Annotated in this window: 14 protein-coding genes; 7 read left to right on the top strand and 7 right to left on the bottom strand. The window is 72.0% G+C overall.

Annotated elements, in window-relative coordinates:
- Nucleotides 1-78: 78 nt before the first annotated feature.
- From rpsD to A4A78_RS15460, 5 genes are all read right to left on the bottom strand, one after another.
- Entirely contained in the window at nt 79-705 is a 627-nt protein-coding gene (gene rpsD, locus A4A78_RS15480) for a 30S ribosomal protein S4 (protein WP_010551614.1), read from the bottom strand.
- Between the two features lie 132 nt (nt 706-837).
- Complete coding sequence (locus A4A78_RS15475; protein ID WP_062950796.1) at nt 838-2226, bottom strand: replication-associated recombination protein A; 1389 nt, start codon at nt 2224-2226, stop codon at nt 838-840.
- A 69-nt stretch (nt 2227-2295) separates the two neighbouring features.
- Nucleotides 2296-3402, bottom strand: coding sequence for a quinone-dependent dihydroorotate dehydrogenase (locus A4A78_RS15470; protein WP_062950794.1), 1107 nt, complete (start codon nt 3400-3402; stop codon nt 2296-2298).
- A gap of 92 nt (nt 3403-3494) precedes the next feature.
- Nucleotides 3495-3956 carry a hypothetical protein gene (locus tag A4A78_RS15465; RefSeq protein ID WP_062950792.1) on the bottom strand — a complete coding sequence of 154 codons (462 nt, stop codon included), beginning with the start codon at nt 3954-3956 and terminating at the stop codon, nt 3495-3497.
- The gene (locus tag A4A78_RS15460; protein ID WP_062950791.1) at nt 3953-4318 is read right to left on the bottom strand and encodes a hypothetical protein; all 366 of its coding nucleotides are present in this window, start codon (nt 4316-4318) and stop codon (nt 3953-3955) included. The genes A4A78_RS15465 and A4A78_RS15460 overlap by 4 nt, the downstream gene beginning before the upstream one ends.
- A gap of 81 nt (nt 4319-4399) precedes the next feature.
- Between A4A78_RS15460 and A4A78_RS15455 the strand changes: the two genes are divergently transcribed.
- The 3 genes from A4A78_RS15455 to sucB all read left to right on the top strand — a co-directional run bounded on the left by A4A78_RS15455 (nt 4400) and on the right by sucB (nt 9285).
- Nucleotides 4400-5881, top strand: a complete 1482-nt coding sequence (locus A4A78_RS15455; protein WP_062950790.1) for a leucyl aminopeptidase — start codon at nt 4400-4402, stop codon at nt 5879-5881.
- A gap of 147 nt (nt 5882-6028) precedes the next feature.
- Nucleotides 6029-7432, top strand: a complete 1404-nt coding sequence (gene lpdA, locus A4A78_RS15450) for a dihydrolipoyl dehydrogenase (RefSeq protein WP_062950789.1) — start codon at nt 6029-6031, stop codon at nt 7430-7432.
- Between the two features lie 23 nt (nt 7433-7455).
- Nucleotides 7456-9285, top strand: coding sequence for a 2-oxoglutarate dehydrogenase, E2 component, dihydrolipoamide succinyltransferase (gene sucB / locus A4A78_RS15445; RefSeq protein ID WP_062950787.1), 1830 nt, complete (start codon nt 7456-7458; stop codon nt 9283-9285).
- Between the two features lie 125 nt (nt 9286-9410).
- Here the strand turns inward: sucB and A4A78_RS15440 are convergent, their stop codons facing one another.
- Complete coding sequence (locus A4A78_RS15440) at nt 9411-10916, bottom strand: hypothetical protein (protein ID WP_062950785.1); 1506 nt, start codon at nt 10914-10916, stop codon at nt 9411-9413.
- A gap of 81 nt (nt 10917-10997) precedes the next feature.
- Here A4A78_RS15440 and lipB point away from each other — a divergent pair, with 81 nt between their 5' ends.
- The 3 genes from lipB (at nt 10998) to A4A78_RS15425 (ending at nt 13570) form a co-directional block, all read left to right on the top strand.
- Nucleotides 10998-11696 (top strand): lipoyl(octanoyl) transferase LipB, encoded by a 699-nt coding sequence (gene lipB, locus A4A78_RS15435; protein WP_062950783.1) that lies wholly within the window; start codon nt 10998-11000, stop codon nt 11694-11696.
- Nucleotides 11697-11757: 61 nt separating this feature from the next.
- Entirely contained in the window at nt 11758-12780 is a 1023-nt protein-coding gene (gene lipA / locus A4A78_RS15430) for a lipoyl synthase (RefSeq protein WP_062950782.1), read from the top strand.
- 31 nt (nt 12781-12811) lie between these two features.
- The gene (locus tag A4A78_RS15425) at nt 12812-13570 is read left to right on the top strand and encodes a DUF4191 domain-containing protein (RefSeq protein WP_062950780.1); all 759 of its coding nucleotides are present in this window, start codon (nt 12812-12814) and stop codon (nt 13568-13570) included.
- 252 nt (nt 13571-13822) lie between these two features.
- Here A4A78_RS15425 and A4A78_RS15420 read toward each other — a convergent pair whose 3' ends face one another.
- Nucleotides 13823-14257: an RDD family protein gene (locus tag A4A78_RS15420; protein WP_062950779.1), complete on the bottom strand. Its 435-nt coding sequence runs from the start codon at nt 14255-14257 to the stop codon at nt 13823-13825.
- 178 nt (nt 14258-14435) lie between these two features.
- Between A4A78_RS15420 and glnA the strand changes: the two genes are divergently transcribed.
- The gene (gene glnA, locus A4A78_RS15415) at nt 14436-15866 is read left to right on the top strand and encodes a type I glutamate--ammonia ligase (protein WP_062950777.1); all 1431 of its coding nucleotides are present in this window, start codon (nt 14436-14438) and stop codon (nt 15864-15866) included.
- Nucleotides 15867-15895 lie beyond the last annotated feature (29 nt).

Here is a 15895-nt window from a genome sequence, read left to right as displayed (position 1 = left end):
GGCACTGCGGACACGAAGGCCCCGGTCAGGGTACCGGAGTACACCCGCCGGGGCCTGTCGCGCCGCGGAGAGGAGAGGTCAGCGCGCGTAGTACTCGACGACCATCTGGACGTCGACCGTGACGGGGACCTCGGCGCGCTTGGGGCGCGAGACGAGCTGGGCCTTCAGCTCGGGCAGCTCGACGGAGAGGTAGGAGGGGACCGACGCGAGCACGTCGGAGTTCCCGCCCTCGGCGGCGATCTGGAAGGGCTCCATGGCCTGCGACTTCGGCTTGACCTGGATGGTCTGGCCGGGCGCGACGCGGAAGGAGGGGCGGTCCACCAGCTGGCCGTCGACCAGGATGTGGCGGTGCACGACGGCCTGGCGGGCCTGGAGGATGGTGCGGGCGAAGCCGGCGCGCAGGACGAGCGCGTCCAGGCGCATCTCCAGCAGCTCGACCATCGACTCGCCGGTCAGGCCCGGCTGCTTCTTGGCGTCCAGGTAGGCGCGGTGCATCTGCTTCTCGCGGAGGGCGTACTGCGCGCGCAGACGCTGCTTCTCCTTGAGGCGGACCGCGTAGTCGGACTCGGTGCGGCGACGGGCGCGGCCGTGCTCGCCCGGGGGGTACGGGCGCTTCTCGAAGTACTTGACCGACTTCGGGGTGAGCGGGAGCCCGAGGGCTCGGGACAGACGCGCCTGGCGGCGCGCACGGGTGACGTTGGTCACGAGGTATACCTCTTGTTCGCGTGTGGTGAATCCAGTCTTGCAGCCGCGGATTCAGCGACCGACTCTACCGCACACCCTCGCCCGGGTCCATGTCCGACGGGGCTGGTCACACCGGGCTTACTGTGGAGTGCCTCACGCGTCCGCGCCGGGCGGGGGCGGAGCCTGGTCCAGGATGCGGCGCAGCGCCTCGACCCGACGGCTCGTGACCTCCTCGTGCCCGTGGCCCTTGGGGTGGTAGTAGCGGGTGCCGACGAGGTCGTCGGGCGCGTACTGCTGGGCGACCACGGCGTGCGGGGCGTCGTGGGCGTACTGGTACTCGACCCCGTGGCCGAGCTTCTTCGCTCCCGAGTAGTGGGCGTCGCGCAGATGGGCGGGGACGCCCTGGCCCTTCCCGGCGCGGACGTCCGCGATCGCTGCGTCCAGCGCCTTGTAGGAGGCGTTGGACTTCGGGGCGGTGGCGATGTGGACGACGGCCTGGGCGAGCGGGATGCGCCCCTCGGGCATGCCGAGCATCTGCACGGCCTGCATCGCCGAGACCGCGACCTGCAGCGCGGAGGGGTCGGCCATGCCCACCTCCTCGCTCGCGGCGATCACGACGCGTCGGGCGATGAAGCGGGGGTCCTCGCCCGCCTCGATCATACGGGCCAGGTAGTGGAGGGAGGCGTCGACGTCGCTGCCGCGCATGGACTTGATGAAGGCGCTGGTGACGTCGTAGTGCTGGTCGCCGCCCCGGTCGTAGCGCAGCGCGGCCCGGTTCACGGCCTGGGAGAGGGTGGCCGCGTCGATCTCCTTGGACTCCTTCATCAGGGCCGCGGCGGCGGCCGCCTCGAGGGAGGTGAGGATCTTGCGGGCGTCCCCGCCGCCGAGCCGCAGCAGCGCCTCGCGGGCGTCGCTCGTGAGGGTGACGGCGCCTCCGAGCCCCCGCTCGTCGGTGAGCGCGCGGTCCACGAGGGTGTCGAGGTCCTCCCGCGCCAGCGGCTCGAGGGTGAGCACGATCGAGCGCGACAGCAGCGGCGAGATCACCGAGAAGTAGGGGTTCTCGGTGGTCGCGGCGACGAGGGTGACCCAGCGGTTCTCGACGCTCGGCAGCAGCGCGTCCTGCTGCGACTTCGAGAAGCGGTGGACCTCGTCCACGAAGAGCACGGTCTCGCGGCCGACGGTGCGCAGCCGGGAGCGGGCCTGGTCCACCACGTCGCGGATGTCCTTGACCCCGGCGAGCACGGCGGAGACCTCGACGAACTCGCGGTCGCCGGACTGCGCGACGACATAGGCGAGGGTGGTCTTGCCGGTGCCGGGCGGCCCCCACAGGATCACGGAGCTCGGAGCGGTGCGGGAGTCGTCGGTGGAGACCAGGCGGCGCAGCGGGCTGCCGGGCTCCAGCGCCGCGTGCTGGCCGACGATCTCCTCGAGGGTGCGGGGGCGCATCCGCACCGCGAGCGGGGCGCGGTGGTCGACGTTGCGGTCCGACAGGGTGCGCGGCGCGGGCGCATCACCGCCCAGCGAGAAGAGGTCCTCGTCCATCCCTCCAGGGTAGGCCCGGCATCCGAGCGGGGAGTGCCCCGCCCGCGGTGACTCCCGTGACGGCAGGGCTCAGCGGCGCAGGGCGCGCGCGATCCGGCCGGGCCAGCCCGGGCCCTCGTAGATGAAGGCGGTGTAGCCCTGGACGAGGTCGGCGCCGGCGGCGAGGCGCTCGCGGACGTCCTCGGCGGTGGTCACGCCGCCGCAGCTGATGACCACGGCCTCCTCCCCCAGCTCGGCGCGGAGCAGTCGGAGGACCTCGAGGGAGCGGCGGGCGAGCAGCGGGCCGGAGAGCCCGCCGGCCCCGATCCGCTCGATCTCGGCGCGGTCCGCGCGCAGCTCCTCGGGTCGGGAGATGGTGGTGTTGGTCGCGATGACCCCGGCGAGCCCCACCTCCGCGGCGAGGCGGGCCACCGCCGTGACGTCGGCGTCGTGGAGGTCGGGGGCGATCTTCACGAGCACCGGCACCTCGCGGCGCAGGCGACGGGCGGCCTTCCGGCTCTCGTCGACGACGGCCTCGAGGATCGGGCGGAGCATCTCGACGCTCTGCAGGTCGCGCAGCCCCGGGGTGTTGGGGCTGGAGACGTTGATGGCGAGATAGGAGGCGTAGGGCGCGAGCAGACCGGCGGAGAAGCGGTAGTCCTCGGCCGCGTCCTCGAGCGCCGTGATCTTCGACTTGCCGATGTTCACGCCGATCACCGCGCGCTGGCCGCGCTCGGTGCGTCGGGCCGCGGCGAGGCGGTGGGCGAGAGCCTGGGCGCCGTGGTTGTTGAAGCCCATGCGGTTGATCAGCGAGCGGTCCCCCACCAGGCGGAACGACCGCGGACGCGGATTGCCGGGCTGCGCCTTCGCGGTGACGGTGCCGACCTCGACATGGCCGAAGCCGAGGTCGAGGAACGCGAGCGGGAGCTCCCCGTCCTTGTCGAGACCCGCCGCGAGGCCGAGCGGGGAGGAGTGCTCCGCGCCGAGCACGCGGCGACCGGTGCCCACGGGTCGCATCGGCTCCGGCGTGCCCGTCGCCCGGCGCAGGAGCCGCGGCGCGCCGGGGACCGCGTGCGCGAGCGACAGCGCCCGCAGGGTCAGCAGGTGGGCCTGCTCGGGATCGAGACGGGCGAGCACGTGACGGAACAGGACGTCGTAGGGTCCGCGACGGGCGGCGGTGTCGGTGGTCACGGGCATACGGTACGCGGTCCGGGCCCTGCTCCCCGGGCCCTTGGGCTCTTCCGGCCGCGCCGCGGGGATCCTCCGGGCGCGCCGCAGCGGCTCGACGGTCAGGCCGCGGGACGCTTCCGGGCCCCGAGGAGCATGTAGGCCAGTGCGAGCACGGGCAGCGCGAGCGGCACGTAGCCGTAGCCCTGGCCGTACACGCTCCACACCGTCGCCTCGGGGAACAGCGCGGGGTCGAGCACGGTGAGGGTGCCGACGGCGAGCACGCCGATCAGCTCGATCACGACGAGCACCCGGGCGACCCTCGAGCGCCGTCCGCCGCGCACGAGGGCGACGGTCACGGCGATGTAGGTCACCGCCGCGAACAGCGAGAGGGAGTAGGCCACCGGTGCGCGGTCGAAGTCCCGCAGCACCTGCACCAGGCTGCGCGCGGTCGCCGAGAGGGCGAAGATGCCGTAGACGGCGACGAGGACGATCTCGAAGCCGCGGCCGCCGCGGCTCCTGCCCGCAGTGGGACCGCGTCGGTCGCGGTCCGCAGGGCGGTCGTCGGTGCGCGGTGCGGTCATGCGAAGCCTCCCGGCCAGATCTGGTGGATGCGCATCAGGAGCACGAGGGTCACCGCGCAGGTCACGGCGATCACCACGCTCCCCCAGCGCGTGCGCTCGAAGGTGCCGAGCCAGCCCCCGCCGACGACGAGCATCAGCCCGGTCAGCACGTACCCGTAGAGCGTCACCCGCTCGGGCGGCGGGCCTGCGGAGGTCGCATCGCGCACGCCGAGGGCGATGCCGAGCACGATCCAGCCGATCGCGGTCAGCGCCGCGGCGCCCAGCAGCACGAGGTCGGCGCTGAGATCCTTCGCGGCGTAGTAGATCGCGAGCGCGGCGGTCAGCCCGCCCAGCACGGCGACCACGATGCTCAGCAGGCTCATCGGTGCGGCTCCCTCATCGTGCGGTCGGTCCTCCTCCACGGCCGCGGACGGTCGGTCGGGGCCGAGACCTACGATAGGCCCATGCCGATTCTGGAACTGACCGCTGATCCCTTCGACGACGTCGCCGCCGACGTCCTGGTCCTCCCCCTGGTCGCCGGCGCGGGCGATGCCCCCGCCTCCGTCCCGGGTTCCCCCGAGATCTCCGAGGCCATCGCGGGCCTCGCCCCCTCCGCCGCGCGAGGCGACCTGCACCGCCTGCCCTCCGCCGGCCTCGCCGCCGCGACCACCCTGCTCCTCGTCGGCGTGGGCGAGGAGGATCTCGCGGACGTCTCCGCCGAGGACCTCCGCCTCGCCATCGGCGCCGCGACCCGCTCGCTGACCGGCGTCGGCCGCGCCGCGCTCGCCCTGCCCACCGCGTCCGACGCGCAGCGCGCCGCCGCCCTCGAGGGCGCCGCGCTCGGCGCCTACGCCTTCACCGCCCACAAGACCGGCACCGGCGAGAAGGCCCCCAAGGGCGCCCTGGCCGAGATCGTCCTGCTCGTCGGCGAGTCCGGGACCGACGCCCTCGAGCCGGCGCTCGAGCGGGCCCGCGTGCTCTCCGACTCCGTCGACCTCGTGCGCGACCTCGTGAACACCCCGCCGAACCTGCTGCCCCCGGCGGAGTTCGCCCGCCGCGCCGAGGAGCTCGTCGCCGACCTCCCGATCACGGTGGCCGTGCTGGACGAGGCCGCCCTCGCCGAGGGCGGCTACGGCGGCATCGTCGGCGTCGGCCAGGGCTCGACGCGCCCGCCGCGCCTGGTCCGCCTCGAGTACGCACCCGCCGGGGCGAGCCGCTCCGTCTCGCTGGTGGGCAAGGGCATCACCTTCGACACCGGCGGCATCTCCCTGAAGCCGGCGCCCGGCATGGACGACATGACCTCGGACATGGCCGGTGCGGCGACCGTGCTCGGCGCGACCGTCGCCGCGGCCCGCCTCGGGCTGGACGTGAAGGTCACCACCTTCCTCGCCCTCGCAGAGAACATGCCCGGCGGCGGCGCCCAGCGCCCCGGCGACGTGGTCACCATGCGCGACGGCACCACCGTCGAGGTGCTGAACACCGACGCCGAGGGCCGCATGGTCATGGCCGACGCGCTCGTCGACGCTGTCGCCGCGGAGCCGGACCTGGTGATGGACATCGCGACCCTCACCGGCGCGGCCGTGGTCGCGCTCGGCAAGCGCACCGGCGGCGTGATGGGCACGGAGACCGGCCGGTCGGCCGTCGTCGCGGCCGCCGAGCGCTCCGGCGAGCCCTTCTGGCCGCTGCCCTTCCCGCAGGAGCTGCGCGCGGACCTCACCGGCCGCGTCGCGGACCTGCGCAACATCGGCGAGCGTCCCGGCGGGGCGCTCTCGGCCGGCATCTTCCTCAAGGAGTTCGTGGGCTCGACCGAATGGGCGCACCTGGACATCGCCGGCCCCGCCTTCGCGAGCGCACCGCTGGGCTACATGGGCAAGGGAGCCACCGGAATGAGCGTCCGCACCGTCCTGCAGGTCCTCGAGGACCAGGCCGGGGCCGCGGGGGCGTGATGCTCGCCGCATCGACACCCTGACCGTTGCGCGCAACAGGTCCGCCCGGCGCCGCCCGGTGCCCTAGCATGGGGCACGCAGGCGGCGCCGTCGGCCATCCGGGTCCGAATGCGCCGCGGAACATCCAAGACACCGAGGAGCACACAGGTGGCGGACACAACCACTGACCAGTTCGACGTCGTGATCCTGGGCGGTGGCAGCGGCGGCTATGCGGCCGCGCTGCGCGGAGCCCAGCTCGGCCAGAAGATCGCCCTCGTGGAGAAGGACAAGCTCGGCGGCACCTGCCTGCACCGCGGCTGCGTCCCGACGAAGGCCATGCTCCACGTCGGGGAGCTCGCCGACGCACCGTCCGAGGCCGCCGCGGCCGGCGTGGACCTCACCCTCAACGGCGTCGACGCCGGGAAGGTGCTCGGGTTCAAGGACAAGATCATCGGCCGCCTGTACAAGGGCCTCCAGGGCCTGGTGAAGTCCCGCAAGATCGACTACGTCGAGGGCTTCGGCAAGCTCACCGGGCCGAACACCGTCACGGTCGAGACCGAGTCCGGCACCCGCACCCTGACCGGCAAGAACGTCATCCTCGCCTCCGGCTCCTACTCGAAGACCCTCCCGGGCATCGACCTCGGCGGCCGCTTCCTCGACTCCGAGACGGCGCTGCAGCTGCCCGAGCTGCCGAAGAACCCCATCATCCTCGGCGGCGGCGTGATCGGCGTCGAGTTCGCCTCGATCTGGAAGTCGCTCGGCGCGGAGTCCGTGACGATCGTGGAGGGTCTGCCCCACCTGGTCGCCAACGAGGACGAGGCGATCTCCAAGGCCCTCGAGCGGGCCTACAAGAAGCGCGGCATCGCCTTCTCCCTCGGCGTCTTCACCGAGAAGGCCGAGCAGACCGAGACCGGCGTCAAGGTCACCCTCGCCGACGGCAAGGTCTTCGAGGGCGACTACCTCCTGGTCGCCGTGGGCCGCGGCCCGAACACCTCCGGCCTCGGCTACGAGGAGCAGGGCATCGAGATGGATCGCGGCTTCGTGCTCGCGAACAAGGAGACCCTCGAGACCAACGTCCCCGGCGTCTACGCCGTCGGCGACATCGTCCCCGGCCTGCAGCTCGCCCACCGCGGCTTCGCCCAGGGCATCTTCGTCGCCGAGCGGATCGCGGGCCTGAACCCCGCCCCGATCGTCGAGTCCGGCATCGAGCGCATCACCTACTGCGAGCCCGAGGTCGGCTCCGTCGGCGTCACCGAGAAGCAGGCCAAGGAGCAGCTGGGCGAGGACAAGGTCGAGGCCTACGAGTACAACCTCGGCGGCAACGGCAAGTCCCAGATCCTCGGCACCACCGGCTTCATCAAGCTGGTCCGCGAGAAGGACGGCCCGATCATCGGCGTCCACATGATCGGCTCGCGCACCTCGGAGCTGATGGGCGAGGCGCTGCTCATCGTCAACTGGGAGGCCTACCCCGAGGACGTCGCCTCCCTCATCCACGGCCACCCCTCGCAGCACGAGGCCATGGGCGAGGCGGCCCTCGCCCTCGCCGGCAAGCCGCTGCACGCCCACGCCTGAGTCTTCCCAGAGGAGAGAACCCCATGTCTGAAACCGTGAAGATGCCGGCACTCGGCGAGTCCGTCACCGAGGGCACCGTCACCCGCTGGCTCAAGGCCGTCGGCGACACCGTCGAGGTCGACGAGCCGCTGCTCGAGGTCTCGACCGACAAGGTCGACACCGAGATCCCCTCCCCCGTCGCGGGGACCATCGAGAAGATCCTGGTCGAGGAGGACGAGGACGCCGAGGTCGGCGCCGATCTCGTCGTCATCGGCGACGGCTCGGGCTCCGCGGACGCCGGCTCCGGCGACTCCGGCGCCGAGGCCGAGGAGGCTTCCGCCGAGGAGCAGGGCGAGGACCTCGCCTCCGACGAGACCGTCGCCCCGTCCACCGAGGAGGAGGCCCCCGCCGGGGAGTCCGAGAAGCCCGCGGACGCCTCCGGCGATGCCGGCTCCGGCGCCTCCGGCGGCGCGGCCGAGGGCGAGGAGGTGACGATGCCGGCGCTCGGCGAGTCCGTCACCGAGGGCACCGTCACCCGCTGGCTCAAGGCAGTCGGCGACACCGTCGAGGTCGACGAGCCGCTGCTCGAGGTCTCGACCGACAAGGTCGACACAGAGATCCCCTCCCCCGTCGCGGGCACGGTGCTCGAGATCCGCGTCCAGGAGGACGAGGACGCCGAGGTCGGCTCCGTGCTGGCGATCGTCGGCTCCGGCGCTGCCGCGGCCCCGAAGGCGGAGGAGCCCGCCGCTCCCGCACCCGAGGAGAAGAAGGCCGAGGAGAAGCCCGCAGAGGCCCCGAAGGAGGAGGCTCCGAAGCAGGAGGCGCCGAAGGCCGAGGCCCCGAAGCAGGAGGCTCCGAAGCAGGAGGCTACGAAGACCGAGGCGCCCGCGCCCGCGGCGGCTGCGGCCCCGCAGGCGGCGGACTCCGTCTCCGGCGCGGAGTCCTCCGGCTACGTCACCCCGCTGGTGCGGAAGATGGCGGCCGAGGCCGGCGTGGACCTCTCGAGCGTCAAGGGCTCCGGCCTCGGCGGTCGGATCCGCAAGCAGGACGTACAGCAGGCGATCGATGCGCAGAAGGCCCAGGCGGCACCCGCCGCCGCGGCCGCTCCTGCCGCCGCAGCCGCCGCTCCCGCGGCGCCGAAGGTCGAGGTCTCCTCGAAGCGCGGCACCGAGGAGAAGATGCCCCGCATCCGCAAGGTCATCGGCCAGCGGATGATGGAGTCCCTGCACGGCATGGCGCAGCTGACCACCGCGATCGAGGTCGACGTGACCCGCATCGCGAAGCTGCGCGCGAAGGCGAAGGACGAGTTCGCCGCCCGCGAGGGCGCCAAGCTCACCTTCCTGCCCTTCCTCATGATGGCGGCGATCGAGGGTCTGAAGACCTACCCGCAGCTGAACTCCACCATCGACGACGACAGGGTCGTCTACCACGGCTCGGAGAACATCGGCATGGCGGCGGACACCGAGCGCGGTCTCGTGGTCCCGGTCATCAAGAACGCGGGCGACCTGAACCTCGCCGGCCTCGCTCGCCAGATCGGCGACCTCGGCGGCCGGGCGAAGAGCAACAAGCTCGTCCCCGACGACCTCTCCGGCGCGACGTTCACGATCACGAACACCGGTTCGGGCGGTGCCCTCTGGGACACCCCGATCGTGCCCGCCCCGCAGGTCGGCATCCTCGGCACCGGCACCATCACGAAGCGTCCCGCCGTGGTGCAGAACGCCGAGGGCGACGACACCATCGCGATCCGCTCGATGATGTACCTGTTCCTCTCCTACGACCACCGCATGGTCGACGGCGGCGACGCCGCCCGCTTCCTCACCTACATGAAGAAGCGGCTCGAGGAGGGCGCGTTCGAGGGCGAGCTCGGCCTCTGAGCCCGTCCCCGCGCGCAGCCATCGGCTGAGCATCGGCAGGGCCCCGACACCGTCACGGTGTCGGGGCCCTTCCCTGTCTCCGGTCCCTCCCTTTCTCCGGCCCTTCCTGGGCCTCCTCGGGCGTCTCACGCGGTGCGCGTCTCGAGGATCCTCCAGCGGGCCCCGTCCCAGACGAGGTGCAGATCGACCTGCGTCGCACCGCTGATCGGGGTCTCCTGCACGATGCCGGCGCCCTCCCGCACCAGGCCGTCCTCGGTCGAGACGAGCACGCGCAGCACGGCCCTGCCGTCCTCGTCGGGCCCCTCGAGCAGCTCGGCCTCGTGCACGACGGGCCCGCTGCCCTGCACCTCGTAGCCCTCGTAGGCCGCGCGGATGCGCTCGTCCTCCTCCTGCGCGGCACCGCCTTCGGCGGCGACGGGCACGTCGGAGGCGCCGGTGAGATATGAGTGGCGGGAGCCGGCGAGCTCCGCCGCCAGCGCCCACGGGTCCTCGATCGCGGGCGCCTGCCCCTCCTGCACGGTGCCGGCTCCCGCAGGATCTTCCCCGGCGGCGACGGCGGGGGCGTGCGGCGCCTGCTCCGGGCGGTCCGCGGTCAGCGTGATCGCCGCCGCCGCGCCGAGACCGAGGGTGAGCACCACGGCACCGCTGAGCAGGGCGGTGCGCCGGTGTCTGCGTTCCCCCAGCACGGCGGAGAGCGCGCCGGCCGCCCCTTGCCGACGCGATGCCCCGGTGCCCTCTCCGCCGGCGGCCCGCGCCTCCGTCCGCGCTCTGCGCAGCCGGGGCGCAGGCAGCGGCGCCACTGGTCCTGCGTCGGTCGCGTCGACCTCGTCCTCCACCTCCTCCTGCGCCACCTCCCCCTGTGCCGCGTCCGGCTGCTCCGGCTCTCCCGGCTCTCCCGGCAGCTGCGGCAGATCCGTCGGCCCCGTCCCCGCGGGGGCGTCGAAGAGCCCGGGCAGCTCGAGCGAGGGCGCACCCCCGCCGGGCAGGGCGTGGACCCGTCGGCGCAGAGTCCGCTCCTCGTCCTCGAGCACGGAGTCGATCCAGTGCAGATCCGCGCTGCGCACGGCGAGCGACGGCTCCTGTCGCAGGCCGCTGAGGTCCAGCACCAGCACGCTTCCGTCGGCCCGGACCCCGAGCCCGCGGCCCCGCGGTGCCCCGAGCACCCAGCCGCGCTCGTGGAGCGTCGCGACGAGGGCCTCGAGGTCCTCCCGTGCCCGGGCCTGCGCCACCCGCTCCCCCGTCGCGGGCGCGCCGCCGTCGGCGGCGCGACGCCCGCGGCGTCGCGCGAGCGGCGGGGCGGTCTCGCGGATGTACCCGTCCTCTTCCATCCCGATCACATCCGGCGCGGCGCTGATCCCGGCCACCTCGAGCGCGGCCAGCAGCTGCATCTCCGCGGTGACGGACTCCCTCCCTTCCGGACCCCGCCACCGCACCCGCAGCGCGTCCTCCCGCCCCGGCGCACCGAGGCTCTCCTCCTCGCGACCGGTCCGGTCCTCGTCGGCACCGTCCAGACCGGTGCCGGCGGGTCCCGGGCCGTCGCGGCCCGGACCTTTCCGGCCCGGACCGTCGACCGTCGGCCCCAGGACGAACCTGTGGCGCCCTCCGCTCCGTGCGTGCTCCCCCTCGTCCATGGCCTTAGTGAACCCCACCGCGCCGCACACCCTTGCTGGTCATCCACAACGCGCAGGTCGCGGCAGGAGTAGCCTGGAGCGATGCTCGACGTGATCCGTCTCGGCCTCAGCGAGCCGCTCCCCCACGAGGACCGGCACGCGCAGTTCGACCTGCCCCCGGGGCCGGTGGACTACCGCGCCGCCTGGGACCTGCAGCGCCGGATCCACGCCGAGGTCGTCGCGGGCGAGCGGCCGGACACGCTGCTCCTGCTGGAGCACCAGCCGGTCTACACCGCGGGCAAGCTCACCCAGGACCACGAGCGCCCCCGCGACGGCGCCGAGGTGGTGGACATCGACCGCGGCGGGAAGATCACCTGGCACGGGCCGCAGCAGCTCGTCGGCTACCCGATCGTGAAGCTCCCGATCCCGATCGACGTGGTCGGGTTCGTGCGAGCCCTCGAGCAGGCGATCATCGGCGTCTGCGCCGGGCTCGGCCTCGAGACCGTCCCGATCGAGGGGCGCAGCGGGGTGTGGGTGGCTCCCGAGGGCGAGGAGGAGCGCAAGGTGTGCGCGATCGGGATGCGCGTCTCGAAGCGCGCCACGATGCACGGCTTCGCCCTGAACTGCGCCAACGACCTCTCCTGGGCCCAGAACGTGATCCCGTGCGGGATCGACGACGCCGGGGTGACCAGTCTCAGCCGGGAGCTGGGCCGCAGGATGCCGGTCGCCGAGCTGCTCGACCCGGTCGCCGAGGCGATGATCGACCTCGTGGCGCACCGCACCTCCGCACGGGCGCTGTGAGCGCCGCGCGCGCAGGCGGGATCGATAGACTTCAGGGACGTCGAGACGAGGAGGCATCACGGTGACGATCGCTGCCGAGGGCCGTCGCATGCTGCGCATCGAGGCGCGCAACGCCGAGGTCCCCATCGAGCGCAAGCCCGAGTGGATCAAGACCAGGGCCGTCATGGGCCCCGAGTACACGGCCATGAAGCAGCGCGTGCACGGCCAGGGCCTGCACACGGTCTGCGAGGAGGCCGGCTGCCCGAACATCTTCGAGTGCTGGGAGGATCGGGAGGCGACCTTCCTGATCGGCGGGGACACCTGCACCCGGCGCTGCGACTTCTGCAACATCGCCACCGGCAAGCCGATGGCGGTGGACCCGATGGAGCCGTTCAAGGTCGCGCAGTCGGTCAAGGAGATGGGCCTGCGCTACTCGACGGTCACGGGCGTGGCCCGCGACGATCTCGAGGACGGCGCGGCGGGGCTGTTCGCCCGCACCTGCCAGCAGATCCACGCGATGAACCCGGGCACGGGCGTGGAGCTGCTGATCGACGACATCAAGGGCCGCGGCGAGCACCTCCAGCAGGTGTTCGAGGCGAAGCCGGAGGTGTTCGCGCACAACCTGGAGACGGTGCCGCGGATCTTCAAGCAGATCCGTCCCGCCTTCCGCTACGACCGGTCGCTGGACGTCATCTCGATGGGCAAGGACGCCGGGATGATCACCAAGTCCAACCTCATCCTCGGGATGGGCGAGACGGACGAGGAGATCCTGGAGTCGATGCAGGCCCTGGTCGACGCCGGCTGCGACATCCTCACCATCACCCAGTACATGCGGCCCTCGAAGCTGCACCACCCGATCGACCGCTGGGTGAAGCCCCAGCAGTTCGTCGAGCTGTCCGAGGCCGCGAAGGAGATGGGCTTCCTCGCGGTGATGGCCGGTCCGATGGTCCGCTCCTCGTACCGCGCCGGGAAGCTCTGGGCGCAGGCGATGCGCGAGCTCGGCCGCGAGATCCCGGAGAATCTCCGCCACCTCGACTCCGATCAGCCCGCCCGTCAGGAAGCTGCGAGCGTCGTCGCCCGCACCCAGCAGGCCGCCGCGAGCTGACGCTCCCCCGGCCCGAGAGGACACATTCCCCATGGCTCGCACGTCCGAGACCACGTCCGCCAAGGACGACACGAAGAAGCGCGGCAAGCGCAACGCCGACGGCACGAAGAAGCCCGGTCGTCTCAAGCAGATGATCGAGGTCTTCAAGTACACGCAGGAGGTCGACCGGTCGACCCTGCCGCTGATGATCCTCGCGGTCGTCGGCGCGATCGCCGTCGGCGTGCTGCTGACCGTGCTGATCTTCGACAGCCCCTGGTACGGCATCTTCATGGGCCTCGCCGTCGGCGTGCTGATCGCGATGATCATCCTGGCGCGCAAGGCGGAGCGTGCGGCCTTCGACCGCATCAAGGGCCAGACCGGCGCGGCGCTCGCCGCCATGCAGTCGATCCGCCGCGGCTGGAACGTCGAGGACGAGCCGGTGCAGATCGATCCCCGCAGCCAGAAGATGCTCTTCCGCGCCTCGGGGCGGGCGGGCATCGCGGTCGTGGCCGAGGACTCCTCGGGCATCTCGATGAAGCTGCTGGAGAAGGAGCGACGCAGCATCCGGCGCGTGCTCCAGCACGACAACGTGCCGGTCCACCAGATCGTCGTCGGCGACGGCGAGGGCGAGGTGCCGCTGCACAAGCTCCCCACCTACATGCAGCGCATGAAGAAGCAGCTGACCAAGCAGGAGTCCGCGCAGGTGACCAAGCGCCTGAACGCGCTGCACCGCTCGCTGCGCCAGCAGGTGCCCAAGGGCGTGGACCCGATGCGCGCCCGTCCGAACCGCAAGGCGATGCGCGGCCGCTGACCCGGCTCCCGTCCTCTCGGCGACGCCCCCTCCCGCTCCGGCGGGAGGGGGCGTCGTGCTGTGCGTGGAAGGGCTGCCCGTGGGGCCGGGAGGCGCCCGTGACCTTCTCGTTATCTGCGTGACCTTTTCGTGACATTTGGCGTCGCTGCAGGTCAGCGAAAGAAGTGGGGCGGTCGTCCTGCGGTGCGGCAGGGCGCGTCCAGGGGCGTCGGAGCGCTCTCTCCCGCCGCGTCGGCGAGGCGACAACCTCCGTCAGAAGGTGACGACCGCGGTGCCCGCGACGACGTCGTGCAGGGGCTGGGTGTCGCGGTTCCAGACCACCGCCGGGAGCACCAGCAGCATCAGCGCGGTGCGCACCACCGCCCGCAGCAGCATCGGGCTGCGGCCGCTGACGGGGACGACCCGCACCCGCAGCAGGAACTGCCCCGGGGTCGCCCCGAAAAGCGTCAGGAACAGCACGTTCACCGCCGCGAAGAGGATCAGGTTCGCCAGCGGGTCGCCGCCGAGCAGCAGGGCCGAGATGCCCACGCTCAGCGCCCAGTCGACGATCAGCGAGAGGGGTCGGCGCCAGAACGGCGCGACGGCACCGGGGCCCACGGCCGGCAGTCCGAGAGCGGAGCCCTTGACGTAGCCGGCCTCCCCGGGCGGGCCGTCCATCCAGGAGCCGAGGTCCTTGCGATCGATCACGGGCGGAGCCTACGCGGCCGTGCTGGGAATCGCCGGGCCCCCCGGGCGCGGGGCACCACTGCCCCTAAGCTTGGTCTCACCCGAGTCCGGGCCCGACGCGGTCCCTCGGCACTCGAGCGGTTCGGCCCCTCGGGGTGAGACAGCACTTAACGCGCCGTACGGCGCGGATGGAGGAGATGTGTTCAACAATCCCAGCGAGGTCGCGAAGTACATCGAGGAGGAGGGCGTCGAGTTCATCGACATCCGCTTCTGCGACCTTCCCGGCGTCATGCAGCACTTCAACATTCCGGCGAGCACCTTCGACGAGGAGGCCATCGCGACGGGGCAGCTCTTCGACGGCTCCTCGATCCGCGGTTTCCAGGCCATCCACGAGTCGGACATGAAGCTCGTCCCGGACCTGGAGACGGCGTACCTGGATCCGTTCCGGGAGCGGAAGACCCTGATCGTCAACTTCTCGATCGTGGATCCGTTCACGGACGAGCCCTACTCCCGCGATCCCCGCACCGTCGCGGCCCGCGCCGAGGAGTACCTGAAGTCCACCGGCATCGCCGACACCGCGTTCTTCGCGGCCGAGGCCGAGTTCTACATCTTCGACGACGTCCGCTTCAAGACGTCGGTCAACTCCGGCTTCTACTCGATCGACTCCGACGAGGCGGTGTGGAACACCGACCGCGACGAGTCCGAGCTCGGCGGCAACCAAGGCTACAAGACCCGCCTGAAGGGCGGCTACTTCCCCGTCCCGCCGAACGACCAGATGGCCGATCTGCGCGATAAGATCTGCGCCGTGCTCGAGGAGACCGGGCTGTCGGTCGAGCGTGCCCACCACGAGGTCGGCACCGCGGGCCAGCAGGAGATCAACTACCGCTTCAACACGCTGCTGCAGGCGGCCGACGACGTCATGAAGTTCAAGTACGTCGTGAAGAACACCGTGTGGGACGCGGGCAAGACCGCGACCTTCATGCCCAAGCCCCTGTTCGGCGACAACGGCTCGGGCATGCACACCCACCAGTCGCTGTGGAAGGACGGCGAGCCGCTGTTCTTCGACGAGCGCGGCTACGGCGGCCTCTCTGACATCGCCCGTTGGTACATCGGCGGCATCATCGAGCACTCCCCCTCGCTGACCGCGTTCACCAACCCCACGGTGAACTCCTTCAAGCGCCTGGTGCCCGGCTTCGAGGCACCGGTGAACATGGTCTACTCGGCCCGCAACCGCTCGGCCGCGATCCGCATCCCGGTCACGGGCTCCTCCCCGAAGGCCAAGCGCGTCGAGTTCCGTGCGCCGGACCCCTCGGCGAACCCGTACCTCGCCTTCGCCGCGCAGCTCATGGCGGGCATCGACGGCATCCGCAACCGGATCGAGCCGCCGGAGCCGATCGACAAGGACCTCTACGAGCTCCCGCCGGAGGAGCACGCCCAGATCCAGCAGCTGCCCGAGTCCCTCGGCGCGGCCCTGGACGCGCTCGAGGCCGATCACGACTACCTCACCGAGGGCGGCGTGTTCCCCGAGGACCTCATCTCGACCTGGATCGAGCTCAAGCGCACCACGGAGATCGATCCGTTCCGCTTCCGCCCGCACCCCCACGAGTTCGAGCTGTACTACGACATCTGAGCCGACAGCGCTCGCGCAGCAGAGACCCC

It is taken from the genome of Brachybacterium sp. sponge, assembly GCF_001613775.1.
Classification (GTDB): domain Bacteria; phylum Actinomycetota; class Actinomycetes; order Actinomycetales; family Dermabacteraceae; genus Brachybacterium; species Brachybacterium conglomeratum.
The sequence above is the reverse complement of the archived record's forward strand: the minus strand, read 5'-3'. Positions and strand labels throughout refer to the sequence as shown.